This is a genomic window from Escherichia whittamii, assembly GCF_014836715.1.
GTDB classification, from domain to species: domain Bacteria; phylum Pseudomonadota; class Gammaproteobacteria; order Enterobacterales; family Enterobacteriaceae; genus Escherichia; species Escherichia whittamii.
The window spans coordinates 312,043-333,947 of record NZ_JACSQI010000001.1 but is presented as its reverse complement, the minus strand read 5'-3'; the positions used below and the strand labels follow the sequence as shown (position 1 = coordinate 333,947).

Sequence of the window (21,905 nt, the reverse complement as noted above, 5' to 3'; positions counted from 1 at the left end):
ATAAATATCCGCCGACTGAATCAAAAATTACTCATTTCTACCAACCATATACTCAAGGAATCTTTGCCCTCGTAATTTAACTCTTGCTTTAGTCTCCGAATTAAGATTCGAAGTTTGTAATAATATCTCCAATACAAATTCCTTATCGACATTTTCTACTTTGCAACTAATAGCCTTAGCTATTTCCGCACCGAGGATGATTTTCAGGCGTGTTTCAACGCTTTTGGATAAAGATTTCTCTTTGGTCTTGAGTCGATTTAGACGCATCTGCGCTGATGCTATTTTTTGCTCAATTGTTTTTTCTGTTCTCGGCTTTCTGTTTTTATCGTCCGTACTCATAATTACTTTGCTTTTTTGTTTTTAAAAAAATGAATTACAATTAAAAAATAAAAGGTCAAATAATACGCAGAAAGTTGAATATTTTTCATTTCAAATTAAAATACGCAGCACGAAATGATTATTCCAGACAATCACCTGCTGAATAAGCTAACCCTGTTCATGATGGTATTCTTCCCGAAAAATGGTGCTTTGGTTTTAAAAATGATAAGACAGCAAGCTCAAAATAAAATTATGCAATACAAACGAGTACAATCACTAAATTAAAATATCTGAGACTCTCAGTGTTCCTTATTTTATCAAATCAATGAAAACAATTTCACCTGTTGTCTTTAGATTCTTATTTCATCTCTTAACCTGTAAATTGTGCAACACATAAAGGCATCTGTTATTTTCACAATTCTATCTGATTTAAGCTTCCCCGCCTTACGGCAGGAAGGAAACACTACGCTTGTACTTACAGGCGCCCTCTAAAAATAATACATTTAATATAACCATACTCATCCGATTTCCATCCTATTAATTCCACAGATATTAAAGCTATAGTCTATATTTAATTATAGACAAAGTTTTTACATCGTCATTATTTAAAACTCCTTTATGAAATATAAAAATAAAGCAATGACAACCTATACACTTAATTCTTGAGTGCGTGGGTCTACCGACAGTTGCTTGTCGCCGGTTAAAATAAAAACCAAGGTCAACGTCAACACCAAGGTTTTTCTTACGAAAAACTAGCTAGATGCAAATAAATCAAATTAATAAACGCTCACCCTTCACGCCAAAACTGCAAAATAGCGTCAACAAATTTGTCTACAATCATCCCCCGACTGAAATGACGGCTTCGTAGCGCCGTCGTCCAGTTCTCCGGCGATCGGTACGCTGAACCGTAATATCCCTTTCTCAAATTATTTGGATTTTCATCAGGTGCGTTTGTCAGTTCTCTTTTAAAGTGATATGACGGGTGCGGGATATGTCTGCGCAAACCGCGCCAGTTGTTTTATTCCAGGATGAACAACATCTTTATTTTCAGGCAATGAGAACCCTGAAAAGTTAGTTTTGCACAGTAACTTTATTATCTTTCACCGAGAGCAACACTGAATCCGCCACCGCTTTACCCCCCGCAGTTTCACCGCCAATAATCAATAAACTATTATTCCAGGGCAATGATACTCCGTAGGCCCGACCTTGTGTCAGTTCGCCAGACTTATCCCATTTCCCGTTATGCCACAAATAAATATCAGCACTATACGATTTTTTCAGGCCTTCATGCGCATAGTTCTTACCGTTCTGGTAATTTTTGCGCGAGCCTATAAAACCTGCGCCTCCGGCAAATATAAGAGAATCATTGCTTATCCCCGCAAAACCGCCAGCGACGCCATCTGGTGATGAGACGGGAGGAAGCTTATTCCATTTTATGTTATTGCCGGTAAAATCAAGTTCAAATACGGCATCTGTCCGCAGCCCAGGCTTTGCTTCCCCATTAATAAGCCAGGTTTTATCACCTTTATTCACAACCGCCGCACCAGCCGTACCGTACCAGGGAGATTCGCCAGCGTAACTCCATTGCTGTGTAGAGGGATCAAAAGACAACAGAAACTTATTGAAGAAATAATCTTCTGCTTTTTTATCGAAATAGTGGGTGTTGATTTTATCTATGATTTTTGAATCTTTTCCGGCCTCATTGAGATCCTCAAAATAGCCATTAAATATATTCTGATTTACTCCACCGGTAATATAGGCTTTGCCGTTGTGTACAAATGTCACATGACCCGCCATGCCTATCGGTGCGTGTGACATCAATTTAATCCAGGTATTAGTTGCTGGGCTATATTTGTACACATCATTGAACACCCTGGTTAAACCTTGTTGGTTTTTGCCAATACCGCCGAATACATACAAATCACCATCAATAAATGCGGACGTTGCTTGATCTCTCGTGCCACCGGGGAACTCAGCCAGAGCTGTCCATTTTTTATCTTTGGCTTGCGTATCCAGCTTGTACCATGCTGTTCCTGCACTACCTAAACCAATGTAGACAGTGTTGTTTTCAATTGCTCCAGTACCACTTTTCAATGGCACTGGAGTCTCCGGTAATACAGACGCGTTCGCGGCAAATGATGCCATCATGATAGCAAGCGCCATTATTGTTTTATTCATTGTGAATGACTCCTGCTACGCTGGAATTCAAATGTCGCACCATGTGCCTGTATACCTTTTATACCAAAACTAAATAGCAATCTTTGCAACAAAGTCAGTTTTGTTGTGTCGGTCACAACTTATGCAATGGGGGAACAGGTTAAGAGAGAAGCATCAGGGGATATGATGCGTTTTACAGTCAGTGTGCTTCAGCACGCCGTCAGCAATCACCACCACAATCGCCGAGGAACCAATAAAGTTTAATTTTTCCAGGTTAATCCATTGTTATGTTGGACGACACGTTATGTAAATTGGTCAACCATTATTGCGATGAATGTCACATTCCCCGATCACTAACTGCCGATCCCCCTTTGTTATCATTTGCAGCAACCGGCAGGAGAGTGGATTTCTTGTGATGTGGTTAACCAATTTTAGATTTCAGGTTGACATGTATTACCAAAAGGTAGAACTTATACGCCATCTCATCCGATGCAACGCCACGGCTGTGGTCTGGTTGTTCATTCGGATACCTAAACAACTCCGGGGTTCCGCGTCTCTTCGCTGTTGAACCCACTACGTGAAAGAGGAATAAACATGGAACAGACCTGGCGCTGGTACGGCCCTAACGATCCGGTTTCTTTAGCTGATGTCCGTCAGGCGGGCGCAACTGGCGTGGTTACCGCGCTGCACCATATCCCGAACGGCGAAGTATGGTCCGTTGAAGAGATCCTCAAACGCAAGGCTATCGTTGAAGACGCAGGCCTGGTGTGGTCTGTCGTGGAAAGCGTGCCAATTCACGAAGATATCAAGACCCACACTGGCAACTATGAGCAGTGGATTGCTAACTATCAGCAGACCCTGCGCAACCTGGCGCAGTGCGGCATCCGCACCGTGTGCTACAACTTCATGCCAGTGCTCGACTGGACCCGTACCGACCTCGAATATGTACTGCCAGACGGCTCAAAAGCGCTGCGTTTCGACCAGATCGAATTCGCTGCGTTTGAAATGCATATCCTGAAGCGTCCGGGCGCGGAAGCCGATTACACTGAAGAAGAAATTGCTCAGGCCGCTGTTCGCTTCTCCACCATGAGCGACGAAGATAAAGCGCGTCTGACCCGTAACATCATCGCTGGTCTGCCGGGCGCGGAAGAAGGTTATACCCTCGACCAGTTCCGTAAGCACCTGGAACTGTACAAAGATATCGACAAAGCCAAACTGCGCGAAAACTTTGCTGTCTTCCTGAAGGCGATCATTCCAGTTGCGGAAGAAGTCGGCGTGCGTATGGCTGTTCACCCGGACGATCCGCCGCGCCCGATCCTCGGCCTGCCGCGCATCGTTTCCACCATTGAAGATATGCAGTGGATGGTCGACACCGTGAACAGCATGGCGAACGGTTTCACCATGTGCACCGGTTCCTACGGCGTGCGTGCTGACAACGATCTGGTTGATATGATCAAGCAGTTCGGCCCGCGTATTTACTTCACCCATCTGCGCTCCACCATGCGTGAAGATAACCCGAAAACCTTCCACGAAGCGGCGCACCTGAACGGTGACGTTGATATGTACGAAGTGGTGAAAGCGATCGTTGAAGAAGAGCACCGTCGTAAAGCGGAAGGCAAAGAAGACCTGATCCCGATGCGTCCGGACCACGGCCACCAGATGCTGGACGACCTGAAGAAGAAAACCAACCCAGGTTACTCCGCGATTGGTCGTCTGAAAGGCCTGGCCGAAGTTCGCGGCGTCGAAATGGCGATCCAGCGCGCTTTCTTTAGCCGTTAATATCCACCGGCATGGCTGCGCGCCGTGCCGGTTCCTTCTTCCTTGCCGTCACTCTTTGAAGACGGATTCTGGAGTTTACGATGACTACTATTGTTGACAGCAATCTGCCGGTTGCCCGCCCGTCATGGGATCATTCTCGTCTGGAATCACGCATTGTGCATCTCGGTTGCGGGGCGTTTCACCGCGCGCACCAGGCGCTGTACACCCATCATCTGCTGGAAAGTACCGACAGCGACTGGGGCATCTGCGAAGTTAACCTGATGCCAGGCAACGACCGCGTGCTGATCGAAAACCTGAAAAAACAGCAACTGCTGTACACCGTGGCGGAAAAAGGCGCAGAAAGCACCGAGCTGAAAATTATTGGTTCGATGAAAGAAGCCCTGCATCCGGAAATCGACGGTTGCGAAGGTATTCTCAACGCGATGGCGCGTCCTCAGACGGCGATTGTCTCTCTGACGGTCACGGAAAAAGGTTACTGCGCCGATGCGGCAAGTGGTCAGCTGGATCTTAACAATCCGCTGATCAAACACGATCTGGAAAACCCGACCGCGCCGAAATCCGCGATTGGTTACATCGTAGAAGCCCTGCGTCTGCGTCGTGAAAAAGGGCTGAAAGCGTTCACGGTGATGTCCTGCGACAACGTACGTGAAAATGGTCATGTGGCGAAAGTTGCCGTTCTGGGGCTGGCTCAGGCGCGTGACCCGCAGCTGGCGTCATGGATCGAAGAGAACGTCACCTTCCCATGCACCATGGTTGACCGTATCGTTCCGGCAGCTACCCCAGAAACGTTGCAAGAAATTGCTGACCAGCTGGGCGTTTATGACCCGTGCGCCATTGCCTGCGAACCGTTCCGTCAGTGGGTCATTGAAGATAACTTCGTTAATGGTCGTCCGGACTGGGATAAAGTCGGCGCGCAGTTCGTTGCGGATGTTGTACCGTTCGAAATGATGAAACTGCGTATGCTTAACGGCAGCCACTCCTTCCTGGCGTACCTCGGTTATCTCGGCGGCTATGAAACTATCGCCGACACCATGACTAACCCGGATTATCGCAAAGCAGCCTTTGCCCTGATGATGCAGGAACAAGCGCCAACGCTGTCAATGCCGGAAGGGACTGACCTGAACGCCTATGCGACGCTGCTGATCGAGCGTTTTAGCAACCCGTCTCTGCGTCACCGTACCTGGCAGATTGCGATGGACGGCAGCCAGAAGTTACCGCAACGTCTGCTGGACCCGGTGCGTCTGCACCTGCAAAACGGCGGTAGCTGGCGTCACCTGGCGCTTGGCGTAGCGGGCTGGATGCGTTACACCCAGGGCGTGGATGAGCAAGGTAACGCTATCGACGTGGTAGACCCGATGCTGGCCGAGTTCCAGAAGATCAACGCGCAGTATCAGGGCGCAGAACGCGTGAAAGCGCTACTGGGCTTGAGTGGTATTTTTGCCGATGATCTGCCGCAAAATGCAGACTTTGTGGGCGCGGTGACTGCGGCTTATCAGCAACTGTGCGAGCGCGGCGCGCGTGAGTGTGTGGCTGCACTGTAACTGACTGATTACCCTACAGACATTCTGGTCAATCAAAAACATATTTGGTTGACCAGTTTTCGTTTTTTGCCCACCTGTACGTGCCAACTTCCAGTGCTAATGGTATAGTTTGAAATTAACGGTCAACGTAAAATTGCCCGATAAACAAGCTTATCGGGCCTACGGATCAATCGCAATTTATTGAATACGCACTCTTTGTAGGCCGAATAAGGCGTTCACGCTGCATTCGGCAATAATTTGATTAATCGCATCTAACGGACACAACATCATGAAATCTGCCACCTCTGCGCAAAGACCTTACCAGGAAGTTGGGGCGATGATCCGCGATCTGATCCTTAAGACGCCGTATAATCCTGGCGAACGGCTGCCGCCGGAGCGCGAAATCGCAGAAATGCTGGATGTCACCCGCACGGTGGTCCGTGAGGCGCTGATCATGCTGGAGATCAAAGGGCTGGTAGAAGTACGACGTGGTGCCGGTATTTATGTTCTCGACAATTTACCCAGCCACAATGCAGACAGCGCAGAGGCCAACGTCTGCAATGACGCCGGTCCTTTTGAACTGTTACAGGCGCGCCAGTTGCTGGAAAGTAACATCGCCGAGTTTGCCGCTTTGCAGGCCACCCGTGAAGACATCGTTAAAATGCGTCAGGCATTGCAACTGGAAGAGCGTGAACTGGCCTCCAGTGCGCCGGGCAGTAGCGAAAGCGGCGACATGCAGTTCCACCTCGCTATTGCCGAAGCCACGCATAACAGCATGCTGGTAGAGTTGTTCCGTCAGTCCTGGGAGTGGCGTGAAAACAACCCTATGTGGATCCAGTTACATAGCCATCTGGATGACAGCTTATACCGCAAAGAGTGGTTGGACGATCACAAGCAGATCCTGGCTGCGTTAATCAAGAAAGATGCCCGCGCAGCAAAACTGGCGATGTGGCAGCATCTGGAGAATGTGAAACAGCGCTTGCTGGAGTTCTCTAACGTTGATGACATCTATTTCGATGGTTATCTGTTTGACTCGTGGCCGTTGGATAAAGTGGACGCCTGATCAATCCCTCATCTCTGGTGCAAAGTTGAACCGCTTTGCACTGTCTATGTTCCCCGAATAATTAATTATGTTCTGCAGAATATATTATGCGTAATTCAATAATTACGTACGATATATTATTTTGGAATAATTATATATCAGTTTAACGCTGAGAAATTATTCGGAATAATCAGAATATGTTAACGTATTTCCGTTATGTTTAATGACTTTTGTCAAATGACACCTTTTTAAATAAAAAGTCAGTGGATATTCTTTTCAGTCCAGTGTTTTATCTTTGGCGGATCTTATAAATCCCTTATGAAAGTGCCAGGGACGCAATGAGCATAAAGGAATGATTATGGAATATGAGCATCAACCCAGTGGTGTCCAGCAGCCAGGGCAGGATACAGATGCCACTAAACGTCAGGAGTGCGCAAAATGATGCGCCAATCAGTTCAGACGCTATTACCTGAAAGTACAGGGAACAATACGTTATCGCTGCGTGATTCCGTATGCCGGGATCTCTTTCAACTTTTTAGTTCTCCCCATTCACCGCTACCAACATTACTTGTTTCAGGCATGCCTGAGTGGCAAGGGAATAATCAGAGCGACAAGCTTCTCCAGAGTTGGTATTGCCGTCAGTTACGTTCTGCGCTTTTATTTCATGAACCACGTATTGCGGCATTGCAGGTCAACCTGAAAGAAGTCTATTGCCACGAGTTGGCCATTAGTCTGGAGATGATGCTGTACCACGATGATGAGCCGCTCACATTTGACCTGGTCTGGCAGAAGGGGAGCTGGCACAGTTCAATACCGGGAGTTTCAGCCAGGTTCAATCTTTAGTTCGCGTAGTTCACGCCAGAAACGCTCTGCAACGGGATTCATCCGTGTGTTCATCCGGTATGCGTAGGCCTGAATCGGGATAACTAATTCGTCCCGATTCAGGACAATGAGCTGCCCGCCGCGAATTTCTTGTTGTATTGCGTACTCCGGTAGCCAGGCAATCCCACAACCGTCCAGGGCAACCTGCTTTAATAACTCGCTCATTGAAGACACGAAAAAGGTGCTGAAACTTAACTCGCAGTGGCGCGTCAGGGTACGGTTAATCAATCGCCCCATGTAAGAGTTGCGGCTGTAGTTGAGCAGAGGAAAGTGCGGCTGTGCGAGGTTAAAAAGCGCTTCCCCCCGTTCGTTAACGGCGCAGACGGGGAACAGTCGTGATTCAAACAGCCGAATGTAGTCGAATGGCGCTTCCAGTAAGTCTTCGTCGTGAAAGGAAAAAATACAGTCACTTTGCCCTTCGCGCAGCTTATCAACCGCTTCGTCGACATCAATGGCTTCAATCGCCCAGGTAAAGAGCGGTGGCATCTGGCTGATAATGGACGGTAACAGACTGAGGGAAAGGGAGTGTGCGGCGGCAATCTTGATTTTACGTTGCGCATAATCGCTGCCGCCACGAAGTTCTGCGAGGTTGCTCTCTAACTGCTGCAACAGATGGCGGATTTGCGAATGGAAGATTTTCCCTTGTTCCGAGAGTTGTAGCGGCGTTACCTGACGATTGAACAACTCAACGCCAACCGCCTGTTCCAGCGCGCGTATTCGGCGGCTGAATGCCGGTTGTGAGACGTTGCGGCTGACTGCTGCCTGGGAGAAATTACGGCATTTTTCCAGGGTCAGAAAATCATAAAGCCATTTGGTTTCAATATTATGCAAGACCGCACCACTGTCATCCATTGCGTTTTACTCTGTCAGCCGCCGTTGCGGGCATTCTACGTCCATTCGGGCGGCTGACAACCGCTTATGCAGTTTCGAACGTTCCTTTCACGCAGGCTTTGCCGTTTTTAACCATCAGTTTGCCGCGAGCGTATACCTGTTCAATGTGTAGTTCCGGCGTCATGACTAACAGGTCCGCATCGTTACCCGGCAGAATTTCGCCTTTACCGGTCAGGTTGAGAAAACCAGCGACGCTGCTGGTGAGTGGACGCAGGGCATCGCTAAGGCTGAAGTTATAGTCTTTGACCAACACTTGCACGGTTTCCAGCAACGTCTCAAAACCCGCAACGCCGATATGCGTTAAATTCCCTTCGTCGTCAAAGAACGGCTGACTGCCGTTGCCGTCGGAGCTAAGGGTGACGCGAGCCAGTGGAATACCCGCCTGAACGGCGCGGGCAATACCTTCGGCAGGGGCGACCGGTTCGTCAATGCTGCTGGTGATATCGATGGTGCCGCCTTTGCGCGCGAACTCCAGCGCCTGTTCAAACAAAGGTACATTGCGGTTAACGTGGGTCGGCAGCAATTTGCTGATAGGCACATCGCAGTTCTCAAGGAGGTCATAGATCGGCTGTAACGCCTTTTTGCTGTCGCCCATGTGGAACACGGTGACGCCAGGCTTACCGCCAAGCAACCCCCCAACGCGGGATTCCGCCGCCATATTGGCCAGATGATAAACATCCGGCGCGGCCGAACGGTGGTCTGAGATGGCACATTTCACGCCAATCACGCGATCGATAATCGCCACATCTTTTTCCACCGAACCAGTAATGGTGCGGGAAGGCACATGATAAGCACCGGTCAGCATCCAGGCGCTGATGCCTTCTTCATTGAGTGCACGAGTTTTGGCGAGTAAGGATTCCGGGTGGCGAGAGATAGAGTCAGTGCCGAGCAGACCAACCACTGACGTGACGCCTGCTTCTGTCAGACGACTTAATGCCACTTCCGGCGTACGTGTGGTAGGGCCAGCTTCGCCGCCGCCGCCAATTAAATGGACGTGTTGATCAATAAAACCTGGGCAGAGGATCTGCCCGCTGAGATCGACAACCGTGCAGTCCGGTACGATGTCGGAAGGGATGTTGCTGGCAACGGCGATAATCTTGCCGTTAGCGACGAGGACATCGCAAATTCCCCGATCTTCGGGCGCGTACAAATGCGCTCCCTGCAGCAGGGTAAAACCGGCTGCGGAATAATCAATCATGGTAACTCCTTGTTAAACAATAAGCTGCATAACCCAGATCGACAGCAGTGCGTTAATCACGCAGACCGTAATGATATGCGGGTAATATTTGGCATTCACTTCGGCTGTCCCCAGGCAGCGACCGACATTTTGCACCGGGTTGCCCATTAAATACATCGCGGGTAGTAATACAGTGACATCGTGGCCGGTTAATGCGCCAGCGGTCGCCAGGCTGGCGGCAACGCCGACTGCGCCGCCCATACTCATTAATGCGGCTAAAAGGACGGTTGCCGCTTCACCGGGCAATCCCCACAGTGCCATTACCGGTTCACAGATATGTCCCACCCAGTCGAGCAGACCAGTAATTTTCAGTGCCTGAATGATGACAAACGCCATCACCACGTTCGGCAGCAGGTTGGTGGTGGCGATAGTAAAGCCACGGCGTGCGCCATCGATAAACATATCCATGACATTTTTGCGGACCTGAGTTGTCATGCTTGCGCTCCTTGCGTTGGGTTGCGACGTTCTTCGAAGTTAAGCCAGACGCGCAAAATGTTGGCACCGACAAATTTAAACACCAGGATGACAGCTAAAGGTACGATTACGGACGTCCCCAGAAAGGCAAACACAGCGACGCCGGAAGAGAAATAGTTGGTGATGATGGCGCTACCGCTGGTTTGATAAGCGGCAAAAATCACTTTATCGCGCTCGGTAATTTCCCCTTCCTGTGCCAGCTCTTTGGTCATACCCGCGGCGGCATCGGTGTTTTGCAGGTTGGCGATTAGCGCCAGTGAACAGATACCTGGAATGCCCAACAACGGTTTTAGCACGGGCGTCATTAGCTGCTGCGCGGCGCGCAATCCGCCAAGACCATCGGTAATTGAGATAATCCCCAGCGAGAGAATCACTGACGGTGCCAGTTCCAGCGCGAAGAGAAAGCCATCTTTAGCCCCTGCGCCACCTGCGCCGCGAAACGAGGTGGTCGCGCCATTCGCACCAGGCAGTTGCCCAAACGATCCGTTCAGAACGGAAAAATCAAAAACACGCCACCAACCGTCTGTTCCGGAAAAAACTCCGGAAAAAAGATAATCGTGAGAAAAAAGGCCAGATACCCTTTAATACCCACTTTTTCTGTCGCCAGCTCCCCAGCTACAGCATCCCCTTGTTGTGTCATAACAATCCCCATTGTTTTTTTGTGTATGTGTGTTGCGGCTACCAGGAAAATTCCTGGAGCTGAAAAACCTTATCAGTCATGTGGGTATGGGGAAAATGCAAGTATGTTTCTGGCTATGCGTTTTTTGCATAGTGGAAAATGGCAAGCGGAAAACGGGGTCTGGCTGACATCAACGGTTGCGGTTGAGTTTCTTGAGTGGTAAGGGAAATTGCCCTTATGAAGCGACCACTTGCAGCTTGAATAATTGCACTGTGCTGATCAGCGCGGCAATAAACAACGCCGCTGCGCCGCAAAGAGTGGCGCTGGCAAGCGCCGATGTTCCATTGCCGAGCATACTGGTTAGCGCCGGGCCCAGAATTTGCCCAATGCCGTAAATGAGCGTCACAAAGCCTAAAAGATTGAGATTTCCTGGTACGCTCAGTTGGCGGGCGATGGTCATCACCAGAGAGGTCGTACCCATAAAGGTGCCGCCAAAACCAATACTACTGATGATAAGCAAGAGAGGAGAGTCGCTGGCGAGAGTAAGCAGTACACAGATAGCCTGCACCAGTAAATTCGCCGTCAGGCAGGGCAAAGCCCCCCAGCGTTTTGCTGCCCATAGCCAGCCAAAGCAGCCAGGCACAATTGATAAGCCGACTAACGTCCAGAGATGAGCGGTTAACAATGGTGAGCCTGCATCATTTGCCATGAGCGGCAGGTAAGTCGCGACGATGATATAACCAAATCCCGCCAGGCCGTACAGAATAGCCAGTAACCACCAGCTCATTATCTGTTGCTCCGCTTTTGCCAATGGCGCTGGCGCGATGGTGTGTTTTTTCGAGGGCATTAAAAGCGCAAGTGCAATCAGCATCATGCCAGAAAGCGCCCCGGCGCCTTGCCATAACGTTTGCGAGGAGAGGGCAAAATGCAGGCCCGTCAGTACATATTCATTGCCCAGCGCGATGCCAATACCAACGCCAGAAAACAGAGCAGCCAGCACAAAGGGATGGCGGGTGTGCTGCATAATCAGCGTCGAACCAAAAATCAGCATTCCGGCGCTGGCGACACCCGCCAGGAAGCGAATCAATAACACCAGAATAAACGACGGCGACCATGCCATTGCGAGGATCAACAATCCGCTCGCCAGGGCAGAAGCCAACAGAAATGGGCGCAGGCGCGACGGCTGGTGAAATGCGCCAAATGAAAATAGCAGACTGCCAGTCAGATACCCCGCGTAGTTGCCGCTGGCAATCCACGAGAGCTGGCTAAATGAAAATGCCCCTTCCGCCATCATGACGGGCAACATAGGCGTATAAAGGAAGCGACCTAATCCCATCCCTAAGGTCAGAACCAGCATCCCGAAAAGCGCGGTGCTGAAAGAAAAGCGTTCTACGGGATGCGAGGACGGGGGCATGTTTAACCTTGTTTGTATTTTTTGTTGTTAACAAGTTAATAACAAAAAAGTGAAACATGCCAGCCTGTTAATGTGATGATTTAGGGGTAAAGCGATAAAAATGATTTGGTTCGCTAACGATATAAATATTACCAGAGGCATCCATCGCAACCCCTTCGGCCTGTTTAATGTTATGCGACAAACCTCGACTACCTTTAGTTAGTGACATTTCACCGATAACTTCGCCCGCCAGCGTTACTTCCTGGAGTGCGCGTGATTCATGAGACAGCACCAGAAGCGTATTTTTTTGCTGGTTAAATTCTGCGCCGGACACATCATCTAAAGTAAATTGACGTTGTAGTTCCTTGTCTTTGCTGATGTGCAATTCATTGCTACTTAACAGTCCGTTAACTTTATAGACCTCAATCGGATTTTTCTCTTTAAAAAACCAGAAAGTGTGATCCTGGCGAGAATAGGCCACCCCTTCAAAACCACAATTGGTTGGAGATTCCTGCAGCGGGATTTTTATTTTTTTGAGGATTTTTACTTCCGAGTTTGGGGTCAGTGAAATCACATAAATGGCATAATCGCGCTCATCGCTAATGACAAACTGATTATCGCCAATGTATTCGATCGTCTCGAGATCCTTAACAAAATCCAGCGGAATAGTGCGGATCAAATCGCCATTGGTGGTCATTTCAACAATGGCGGCGGGTTTGTTGATAGTGCTAAACAAGGTATTGCTCTGTGCCGACCAGGTCAGCGAGGAGATATTATTCGTTACGCCTGCAATTTCTTTGCCGTCAATGGTGGCGTGGTAATTCTGAAATGATGCCGCATGATTGCTTTTACGGGCGCAAGATTGCACGAAGAAAGTACACACTGCCACAATGGCAAAAAGAATCACAATAACGGCGATGCGTTTACTTAACGAAATACTTTTTGTCACGGTAATCCCTTTAAGGCAAATCAATAAGATATCGAGAAGTATACGTAGCGATCTTAATGAATCCTTAACGCGGAGCCAGACCGTAATGTGCAATGCATTTTCAGTCGCTGTCTTTCTTCCTGTAGTTGATGAATGCGGGCTTCAGTTCGTTGCGCAATGACAAAGATTGCGCAGGCTCTTTCTCCGCTTCTTCGATAGTTTCAGCTAAGGTGGAGCAACCGCACCGGAGGCCGCTAGCATCTTCTGCGACATAAACGTGCAGTCAGTGCCAACCAGCGGAATGCCGCGCTTCGGAGAACTGCTCGAAACTGGCGGGTAGAGCGGTGACAAGTGCTTCCCCGTGCACGGGAGACAATGAAAAAGACCGCATTATCACCATGATTTAAGTGTGCTTTATTTGTTCTCTCTCGCGGTTAGTCATTTAGCTTTTATCATCGTTTTCTAAAAGTTGCCGAGGGATAACAAGGTCGGAATTTGCGATAAAAGATACAATATCAGCCCAATACAACCGCCGACCAGCGTGCCGTTAACGCGGATAAACTGGAGATCTTTGCCGATATTTAACTCGATTTGCCGGGACATATCCCGCGCGTCCCAACTTTTTACCGTATCGCTAATATGGCGAGTCAGGAATGCCGAAAACTCTGGCGCGACGCGGTGAGCGGCCTGTTCCAGATGACCATTTAACGAGGCACGCAGGGCATCATCGGCAATTAACGTCTCGCCAAACCACTGTCCTGCTCGCGCGATGCGTTCCTTCACGCGAGAATCTTCGCTGTTGATATCCACTTTCAACCACTCCCGCAAATCTCCCCACAATTCACCGAGATAGCGGTTAAAAGCTTCATCTTCTTTCAGATACGCTTTGATATTGTCGGCTCGCGCTGCCATTTCGGGATCGTTTTTCAGTTTCTCGATCAGCGCGAAGGTAGCGCGATCAAAAGCATGGCGGATCTGATGCGCGCGATCGCGGCTGATATCATCAAGCAAAGAATTCACGGCGTCAGAAACCAACTCCGCGCTATGTTCGCCCAGCCATTCGGTAGGTAAGATTTTCGCTTTCAGTGGATGCTCACTCTCCAGCCAGCGCACAATCTGTTGGGCGATAAATTTGCGCGATTTGTCGCGCTGGAGCAGGGCGATCAGTTGTGCGATTAACGTATCGAGCAGCACCTGATGACGATCGTTTTTGGTCATGCTTTCCAGCATCAGCGCACTGGTGCCGGAAAGATCCACTTTATCGATCGCCTTATGCACCGCGCGCTTAAGCAGGCGCTGAATACGCGCATCATCAGTTAATTCGAGAAAACCGCTCATGATCTGCAACAGATGCTGACCCACGCGGGCGGCGTTCTCCGGCTGGCTGAACCAGTTACCAATTAACAACGCTGGTTCGTGACGCCGAATTAATGCCACCAGCGACTGGGTATCGAGAAATTTTTCCTGTACGAACTGGCCGAGATTTTCGCCAATCCGGTCTTTATTACGCGGAATAATCGCCGTATGACGAGAAATAATCGGAATCGGCACACGGCGAAATAGCGCCACCACCGCAAACCAGTCCGCCAGCGCGCCGACCATCGCTGCTTCGGCAATCGCCTTCACGCCGCTCACCCAAAAATTGGGCGGCAAAAACAGCGTAACGACAAAGGTAGCCGCGGCGATAAGCAGCAAAGAGAGCGCCAACATTTTGGCTCGTCTGAGTTCAATGAGTTTATTCATAATGTTAAGAATAGAGCCTGACGATAAGAAAGCGCAAAAAGCGAGATATCTTCCATAAAAATGTATCGCTTGCAGAAGAATAAAAATAGCCTGGAAAGCGCCTCGGGGAACGGGATATTGCCGGGTGAGAGTTGGTTTATTAATCGCTAAAGTCAGGCCATCTCTTTTATAGGTGACGGACCGCCATGACAAACTTCACGACCAGCACGCCGCATGATGCATTATTCAAATCTTTTCTCACACACCCTGACACTGCGCGGGATTTTATGGAGATCCATTTACCCAAAGATTTACGTGAACTGTGCGATCTCGACACCTTAAAACTGGAGTCAGCCAGCTTTGTCGATGAAAAATTACGGGCGCTACATTCCGACATTCTGTGGTCGGTAAAGACCCGCGAAGGCGATGGCTATATCTATGTGGTGATTGAACATCAGAGCCGCGAGGATATACATATGGCCTTTCGCCTGATGCGATATTCCATGGCGGTGATGCAGCGCCATATAGAGCATGATAAACGCCGACCGCTACCGCTGGTCATTCCGATGCTGTTTTATCACGGTAGTCGTAGTCCTTACCCCTGGTCTTTGTGCTGGCTGGATGAATTTGCCGACCCGATTACCGCACGGAAGCTTTATACCGCCGCGTTCCCGCTGGTGGATATCACCGTGGTGCCGGACGACGAGATTGTGCAGCATCGCAGAGTCGCCCTGTTGGAGTTGATCCAAAAGCATATTCGCCAGCGCAATATGATGGGGCTGATTGATCAACTGGTAGCATTACTGGTTACAGAGTGTGCTAATGACAGCCAGATAACCGCGCTGTTAAATTACATTTTACTGACTGGTGATGAAGTGAGTTTTAAGGAGTTTATCAGCGAACTTACCCGTCGAATGCCACAACACAGGGAGCGAATCATGACGATTGCAGAGCGAATTCATAATGCGGGATGGCTGTTGGGAAGGGAAGAAGGGAGGATCGAAGGTAAAGAAGAAGGGGAACAGCGCCTTCTCCGATTGTTTTTGCAAAATGGTGCAGATCCTGAATGGATACAACGATATACCGGACTTTCGGCAGAGCAAATACAGGCATTAGAACAGCCCTTGCCTGAAAGAAAGCGCGCTCCATGGATCGAGTACTAATCAGAGACTGATGACAAACGCCAAACTTCCTGATGTGCTACGCTTAACAGGCTTACATAGCCCATGCAATATATTGAATTTGCAATATTTTTATGCCGGATAAGGCGCTAGCGCCACATCCGGCATGAACAAAGCGCACTTTCCTAAGCCATACTGGAATTTGGTGATGACCCAGCAGAGATAAAACGAGTCACAGGCTATTCGTGAGAGGAAATTCAGGCGCGTCGTCACGATTTCGTATTTATTCCATTGCCCGATACACGGCCTCGCCAATTTGCTTCAGTGCTTCGCGATAGGTTTCGCTGAGTGGCAAAGCGCAGTTGATGCGCAGGCAATTACGGTATTTACCGGAAGCTGAGAAAATCGAGCCTGCCGCTACCTGGATTTTCATGCGGCACAATTGCCGCGCGACGCAGACCATATCGACCTGTTCAGGCAATTCTATCCACAGTAAAAATCCGCCTTTCGGGCGCGTAATACAGATTTCGCAGGGAAAATATTCCCGTATCCAGCAGGTATAAAGCGCCATATTGCGCTGATAGTTCTGCCGCATCCGTCGGATATGGCGATGATAGTGGCCTTCCAGCACAAACGTTGCCGCCGCCATTTGCGTGGACGGCACATTAAAGCTGCTGGTGGCGTATTTCATATGCAGCAGCTTATCGTGATAACGCCCTGGCGCGACCCAGCCCACGCGCAGGCCAGGGGCAATGCTTTTACTGAATGAGCTGCACAGCAGCACCCGACCGTCGCTATCCCATGAATGAATGCTCCGCGGGCGCGGATACTCCGTTGCCAGTTCGCCGTAGACATCATCTTCAAAAATCACAATATCATGGCGTTGCGCAAGAGTGAGAACGGCCCGTTTGCGCGCATCCGGCATAATAAATCCCAGCGGATTGTTGCAGTTTGGCACCAGAATGATGCCTTTGATCGGCCACTGTTCCAGCGCCAGTTCCAGGGCTTCAACGCTGATGCCGGTTTCTGGATCGGTTGGGATTTCAATCACATTCACGCCTATGCCACGCAGCATCTGCATCGAACCGTAATAACAGGGCGATTCAACCGCGACAATATCGCCCGGTTTACACACCGCCATTAACGCCAGCGACATCGAGTTATGGCAGCCGCTGGTGATGATAATGTCATCGGCGGTAACCACCGAACCGCTGTCGAGCATCAGGCGGGCAATCTGCTCGCGCAATACCCGCTGACCGGTTAACGAATCATAGCTGAGAACGGTTTGTAGATTATGCTGCACCACCCGACTTAGCTCACGCCAGAGCGGTTTCAGACTGGGCGCTTCGACATCCGGCGTGCTTTTACTGAACGGAATTACAGAACTATCGCTATGCGCTTTCAGCATATCCAGCACCTGATCCCACTGGGTAATTTCCACCGGGCGCTGCACCGGACGCGTCATTGGCGGCACTGGCGGCTGGGCTTTGTGTTGCGCGACAAAATAACCCGAACGCGGCTGCGGGGTGATGAGCTTCATCGTTTCCAGCGTCTGATACGCCTGCTGCACGGTGCTGATGCTGACGCCGTGCTCCTGACTTAAGCTGCGCACCGACGGCAATTTCTCCCCGTGACGATACAGCCCTTGCTCAATTCGCCCGGCAAGCAGAGTCGCCAGATGTTGGTAACGCGTCATGCTGTATTCCTTATTTGGACCATACAGAGAGAGAAACCGGTACAGATGCTGGCAAAAAACCGGATGCAGATGTTGTTTTAACCTGTCTGTATGTTAAATAAAAGTAATATTTGAATCTGTATTGTGAACTGCCAGAAGGCGGATGATTAAGCCTCTGAAAGATGAGGAGGCAGCAGATGGAATTTCACGAAAACAAAGCCAAAGCGCCGTTTATCGGTTTCGTGCAACTCTGGCAGGCGGTGAGAAGCTGGTGTCTGAATAGACAGACCCGGCGCGTGTTACAGCAGATGAGTGATGAGCGGTTGAAGGATATTGGGTTACGCAGGGAGGATGTGGAGTGAGGGGGGAAATTAAAACGTTTTTGACTTTTAAATTAAGTTATAAACATTTTCCCAAGACACCTCCTCAATAGTCATGGAGTGTACAGGGATATTTTCTTCGCCAGCCTCTTTAGATGTATGTCAGTAATGGTCAAAAAACGCACAGTAATTTCATGTGTTTTTTGACTGACTTTACAACTCTCATTATTCCCGATTGTGCAGTTTCTCTAATTGTTTTATATCTTGGAAAGTTAATTTTTAGTAACTGAATACTTTTTGATTATGTATAGGTTATTTTCATTTGAAATTATAAACTCAGGTGATAAATAAATCGTGATTAATAGATGGTCGGTATTGTTTTTTACTTAAAATGATTTGTAAGTACCGATCTGAAAATTAGTTGTTGTCGTCTAGTTGATTGTACGATAACCTAAAAAGTTTTCTTTTGGTTTTAATTTGTTCTGGGGTTTTGTTTTTGTTTCTTTTATCTGTAAGGGGCTTGCTTTGGATCAATCAGAATACATTTCATGGGTAAAATGTACTTCCTGGCTAAGTAACTTTGTGAATCTTAGAGGGTTGAGACAACCGGATGGCCGTCCTCTTTATGAATATCATGCGACCAATGATGAATATAACCAATTAACGCAGCTACTCCGTGCAGTCGGTCAATCACAATCTAATATATGTAATAGGGACTTTGCTGCCTGTTTTGTTCTTTTTTGCTCTGAGTGGTACCGCAGGGATTATGAACGGCAATGCGGATGGACGTGGGACCCTATATATAAAAAAATAGGAATTTCATTCACCGCCACAGAGCTTGGTACTATCGTACCGAAAGGGATGGAAGATTACTGGCTGCGCCCAATTCGATTTTATGAATCTGAACGACGCAATTTTATCGGAACATTATTCAGTGAAGGTGGTTTACCTTTCCGGCTACTCAAAGAATCAGACAGTCGCTTTCTGGCTGTTTTCTCGAGGATCCTTGGACAATATGAGCAAGCAAAACAGTCAGGTTTTTCTGCCCTTTCGCTGGCAAGAGCTGTCATAGAAAAATCAGCGCTGCCAACTGTTTTTAGCGAAGATACTTCTGTAGAACTTATCAGCCATATGGCTGATAACCTCAATTCCTTAGTACTTACTCACAATCTAATAAATCACAAAGAACCAGTACGACAGCTTGATAAGGTTCACCCTACCTGGCGAAGCGAGTTTCCAATACCGTTAGATGATGAAACAGGAACGCGTTTTTTGAATGGACTGCTTTGCGCAGCCTCTATTGAAGCTAAACCTCGGGTACAAAAAAATAAGAGTAAGCGTTGCCGATTCTATTGGTCAGAAAAGCATCCTGATGAGTTTAGGGCGATAGTATCTCTCCCTGACGAAGTTTCTTTCCCTATAACCAGCGAGCCTTCAACCACGCGCTTTGAACTTGCCATTTGTGAAGATGGTGAGGAAGTTTCTGGTCTTGGGCCAGCCTATGCCTCTCTGGAAAACAGACAGGCAACAGTTCGGTTACGTAAAAGCGAAGTGAGATTTGTCAGGCAAAAACCATCGGCAAGTTTGTCGTTAGTCGCTCGTGCTGGAGGGATGATTGTTGGGAGCATTAAACTTGATGACAGTGAAATTGCCATTGGCGAAGTGCCATTAACCTTCATCGTTGATGCAGAACGATGGCTATTACAGGGTCAGGCTTCCTGCAGTGTGCAAAGCAGCGATGTTCTGATTGTGCTCCCCCGGGACAACAGCACTGTTGTCGGTTTTGATGGCCAACCGAGCGCAATAAACGTATTAGGACTTAGAGCGTTACCTGTTAAAGGATGTCGGGACGTTACTATTACAGCAAATGAAACTTATCGGATTCGCACCGGAAGAGAACAAATTAACACCGGGGGATTTGCTCTACATGGAAAGCGAGCAAGCTGGGTTTGTCATCCAGATGAGACATTTATTGGTGTACCAAAAGTCATTTCTACACTACCGGATATTCAGAGCATTGATGTAACGCGTTACCTGAGCGGAATATCAATTGAGCAATGTCATATACAAGAGATGATGGGGGCTCAATATCTTTCTATCCGGAATAGTAATAATGAAACGCTCTTACGTCGCAAAATCGGTATCCTGCCAGCAGATTTCAGTGTTGAGATAAAAGGCGGTGTGCGCGCAAATGAAGGTTCTATCGTAATCACCACACAGCATCCTTGCGTAGCAAAACTTAAAGATAAAACATTGGAGGCTACACGTAAGCGTACCGAGGGGCGAACAGAGATACAGCTTAAAGCTGAAGGGATACCTCCGGCATTTGTTACATTACAAGTTCTGCCTAATTTGGCGGCTGACCCCATCGACATTGAATTACCTTTCCCTGCTAAAGGTTGCCTGGCCCTTGATGTAAACGGACGTCCCCTGGATAAAAACATTACGCTGCATGATCTGCTGGGTTCCAGAGCGTTCCTGTTTTCCAGAAATGGTGAACCGACAAGATATACATTGCAGTTGCATTTGCGCTCCGTTAGTGGATTACAGGCATGGCACGAATGGTGTTATACGGCATTGAGCGATCGTCCTGTTGAATTGAATCTCTATAGTCTGCGCGAACATATTGAGAACCTGATTTCACTTGAGGCAGGTATTGATCAGGTTGTTGAGATGCGTATTACGGGGGCGGGGGTGGTCATGGCCTGGCAAATTCGCCGTTATAAATACAACCTGCGCTATGACTATGAAAAAGAACTATTATTCAGCCAGTCGGTGAACCATCGAGGCGGACAAATTCCTTCCCCCGTTATCATGCTGTTAAGTGAACCCGAGAGGAAATCCATTCCCTTAGCGTCAAGAATGAGCGAGGGAGTGCCTGTCGGTGAATATGAATTGAGCTCGATCGTTAACAAAAATGGACCGTGGTTGGTTGTTCCTAAACCGGGTGAAGAGATGGCTTTTCGCCCCTGCTTCATTCGTGGCGAATCTTCGTTACCGGTAGAAGAAAGCAACATCCGCTCATTGCAGAAAGCGACCCAGCTTTTTAATCCACAGGCAGAAGTTAATACCATCACACTGGTACTCGGACAGATGGCTAACGATCCTGCCCATTCCGGCTGGCAATTTATGCGTAGTCTGTACGATCAATTTGGTTATTTACCGCTGGCAACCTTTGAAGTATGGCGTGCACTGGTGCAGCATCCGCAGGCACTGGCGATGTCGCTCTTCAAATTCGAAATGTCAGCAGAGTATCTGAGTCGTATTGAGAATGAGTTCCCTATTTTATGGGAGTTTTTCCCCATCTTTGAGATCAAAGCTGCATCTGAGCGTTTCAAATTGTTCCTGAGCCAAAAAGGTGCACCAGAGGAAACCCAGAAGTTACTGGTTACTAATATGTTTCAACGACTGGGGCTCGTGTTCCCGACATATGCCGACGAAATTGAGAAATGGTTAAGTAACGGATATCTCCCCCCGTCTATTCCTGAGTCTTTTGTCCACGAGTGGTATCAGGAGCTTTTACGTGAGCACAGTGAAGCTCGCTGGCCTGAATATGGCTGCAAGCGTCTGCATAGCTGGGTGATGTCACAAAAAAATCCAGTGATTGGTATTAATCCTGACGCAGACTACCGCTATTCCGTGGCCTGGTTACCCGTCTTCGCTGCAGCTGTGGCAAGCGGAAATACTTCTTTTGAAGCTGTATTTGACCGTAAACCCGGTGCCGTATTTTTCCTGAGGCAAGTCAGGGACTTCGATTCCCGCTGGTTTAAGACCATCTTCCAGTGCAGCCTGTTGCGTTATGTTGCTAAAAAATAAAAAGGAATAAG

The 21,905-nt window shown here is 48.5% G+C and carries 17 protein-coding genes and 3 pseudogenes; 9 read left to right on the top strand and 11 right to left on the bottom strand.

The genetic code is table 11. The annotated features are described in order from the left end of the window. Positions 1 to 27: 27 nt before the first annotated feature. Positions 28 to 339, bottom strand: coding sequence for a conjugal transfer protein TraD (locus tag H9644_RS01480; RefSeq protein WP_064530220.1), 312 nt, complete (start codon positions 337 to 339; stop codon positions 28 to 30). A 749-nt stretch (positions 340 to 1,088) separates the two neighbouring features. Here H9644_RS01480 and H9644_RS22035 point away from each other — a divergent pair. After that, complete coding sequence (locus H9644_RS22035; protein ID WP_449757717.1) at positions 1,089 to 1,175, top strand: hypothetical protein; 87 nt, start codon at positions 1,089 to 1,091, stop codon at positions 1,173 to 1,175. Between the two features lie 214 nt (positions 1,176 to 1,389). Here the strand turns inward: H9644_RS22035 and H9644_RS01470 are convergent, their stop codons facing one another. After that, positions 1,390 to 2,496: an N-acetylneuraminate epimerase gene (locus tag H9644_RS01470; protein ID WP_064530221.1), complete on the bottom strand. Its 1,107-nt coding sequence runs from the start codon at positions 2,494 to 2,496 to the stop codon at positions 1,390 to 1,392. A gap of 573 nt (positions 2,497 to 3,069) precedes the next feature. Between H9644_RS01470 and uxuA the strand changes: the two genes are divergently transcribed. From uxuA to iraD, 4 genes are all read left to right on the top strand, one after another. Continuing rightward, positions 3,070 to 4,254, top strand: a complete 1,185-nt coding sequence (gene uxuA, locus H9644_RS01465) for a mannonate dehydratase (RefSeq protein ID WP_064530222.1) — start codon at positions 3,070 to 3,072, stop codon at positions 4,252 to 4,254. Between the two features lie 80 nt (positions 4,255 to 4,334). Beyond that, complete coding sequence (locus H9644_RS01460) at positions 4,335 to 5,795, top strand: fructuronate reductase (protein ID WP_064530223.1); 1,461 nt, start codon at positions 4,335 to 4,337, stop codon at positions 5,793 to 5,795. A gap of 268 nt (positions 5,796 to 6,063) precedes the next feature. Continuing rightward, a complete protein-coding gene (gene uxuR / locus H9644_RS01455) occupies positions 6,064 to 6,837 on the top strand; it encodes a Uxu operon transcriptional regulator (protein WP_064530224.1) in 774 nt (257 codons plus the stop codon). A gap of 417 nt (positions 6,838 to 7,254) precedes the next feature. Then, positions 7,255 to 7,659 (top strand): anti-adapter protein IraD, encoded by a 405-nt coding sequence (gene iraD / locus H9644_RS01450; protein ID WP_064530225.1) that lies wholly within the window; start codon positions 7,255 to 7,257, stop codon positions 7,657 to 7,659. On the opposite strand, the gene hypT is transcribed toward iraD, so the two are convergent. From hypT to H9644_RS01430, 4 genes and pseudogenes are all read right to left on the bottom strand, one after another. Next, positions 7,639 to 8,550 carry a hypochlorite stress DNA-binding transcriptional regulator HypT gene (gene hypT / locus H9644_RS01445; RefSeq protein ID WP_191772804.1) on the bottom strand — a complete coding sequence of 304 codons (912 nt, stop codon included), beginning with the start codon at positions 8,548 to 8,550 and terminating at the stop codon, positions 7,639 to 7,641. The genes iraD and hypT overlap by 21 nt on opposite strands. 64 nt (positions 8,551 to 8,614) lie before the next feature. Next, positions 8,615 to 9,787, bottom strand: a complete 1,173-nt coding sequence (gene iadA, locus H9644_RS01440) for a beta-aspartyl-peptidase (RefSeq protein ID WP_191772802.1) — start codon at positions 9,785 to 9,787, stop codon at positions 8,615 to 8,617. Positions 9,788 to 9,799: 12 nt separating this feature from the next. Then, positions 9,800 to 10,261, bottom strand: coding sequence for a YjiG family protein (locus H9644_RS01435; RefSeq protein WP_000211971.1), 462 nt, complete (start codon positions 10,259 to 10,261; stop codon positions 9,800 to 9,802). Further along, positions 10,258 to 10,940, bottom strand: a pseudogene (locus tag H9644_RS01430) (nucleoside recognition domain-containing protein). The gene H9644_RS01435 and the pseudogene H9644_RS01430 overlap by 4 nt, the downstream one beginning before the upstream one ends. A gap of 139 nt (positions 10,941 to 11,079) precedes the next feature. Between H9644_RS01430 and H9644_RS01425 the strand changes: the two are divergent. Then, positions 11,080 to 11,142 (top strand): annotated as a pseudogene (locus H9644_RS01425) (RNA 2'-phosphotransferase); the annotation flags it as partial. A gap of 12 nt (positions 11,143 to 11,154) precedes the next feature. On the opposite strand, the gene H9644_RS01420 reads toward H9644_RS01425, so the two are convergent. The 4 genes and pseudogenes from H9644_RS01420 to H9644_RS01410 all read right to left on the bottom strand — a co-directional run bounded on the left by H9644_RS01420 (position 11,155) and on the right by H9644_RS01410 (position 14,983). After that, on the bottom strand, positions 11,155 to 12,333 hold the full coding sequence (locus H9644_RS01420) for an MFS transporter (protein WP_191772800.1): 1,179 nt from the start codon (positions 12,331 to 12,333) through the stop codon (positions 11,155 to 11,157). Between the two features lie 67 nt (positions 12,334 to 12,400). Next, the gene (locus H9644_RS01415) at positions 12,401 to 13,261 is read right to left on the bottom strand and encodes an SdiA-regulated domain-containing protein (protein ID WP_064530229.1); all 861 of its coding nucleotides are present in this window, start codon (positions 13,259 to 13,261) and stop codon (positions 12,401 to 12,403) included. Positions 13,262 to 13,421: 160 nt separating this feature from the next. Continuing rightward, positions 13,422 to 13,631 (bottom strand): annotated as a pseudogene (locus H9644_RS21460) (hypothetical protein); the annotation flags it as partial. Between the two features lie 71 nt (positions 13,632 to 13,702). Further along, the gene (locus H9644_RS01410; protein WP_191772798.1) at positions 13,703 to 14,983 is read right to left on the bottom strand and encodes a DUF445 domain-containing protein; all 1,281 of its coding nucleotides are present in this window, start codon (positions 14,981 to 14,983) and stop codon (positions 13,703 to 13,705) included. Between the two features lie 185 nt (positions 14,984 to 15,168). Between H9644_RS01410 and H9644_RS01405 the strand changes: the two genes are divergently transcribed. Beyond that, positions 15,169 to 16,125, top strand: a complete 957-nt coding sequence (locus H9644_RS01405) for an Rpn family recombination-promoting nuclease/putative transposase (RefSeq protein ID WP_191772796.1) — start codon at positions 15,169 to 15,171, stop codon at positions 16,123 to 16,125. A gap of 241 nt (positions 16,126 to 16,366) precedes the next feature. Here the strand turns inward: H9644_RS01405 and H9644_RS01400 are convergent, their stop codons facing one another. Then, on the bottom strand, positions 16,367 to 17,779 hold the full coding sequence (locus H9644_RS01400; RefSeq protein ID WP_191772794.1) for an aminotransferase-like domain-containing protein: 1,413 nt from the start codon (positions 17,777 to 17,779) through the stop codon (positions 16,367 to 16,369). A gap of 212 nt (positions 17,780 to 17,991) precedes the next feature. On the opposite strand from H9644_RS01400, the gene H9644_RS01395 reads away from it, so the two are divergent. Both H9644_RS01395 and yjiT read left to right on the top strand, forming a co-directional pair. Further along, positions 17,992 to 18,120, top strand: a complete 129-nt coding sequence (locus H9644_RS01395; RefSeq protein WP_225567298.1) for a DUF1127 domain-containing protein — start codon at positions 17,992 to 17,994, stop codon at positions 18,118 to 18,120. 483 nt (positions 18,121 to 18,603) lie between these two features. Continuing rightward, on the top strand, positions 18,604 to 21,894 hold the full coding sequence (yjiT, locus tag H9644_RS01390) for a protein YjiT (RefSeq protein ID WP_191772790.1): 3,291 nt from the start codon (positions 18,604 to 18,606) through the stop codon (positions 21,892 to 21,894). Positions 21,895 to 21,905 lie beyond the last annotated feature (11 nt).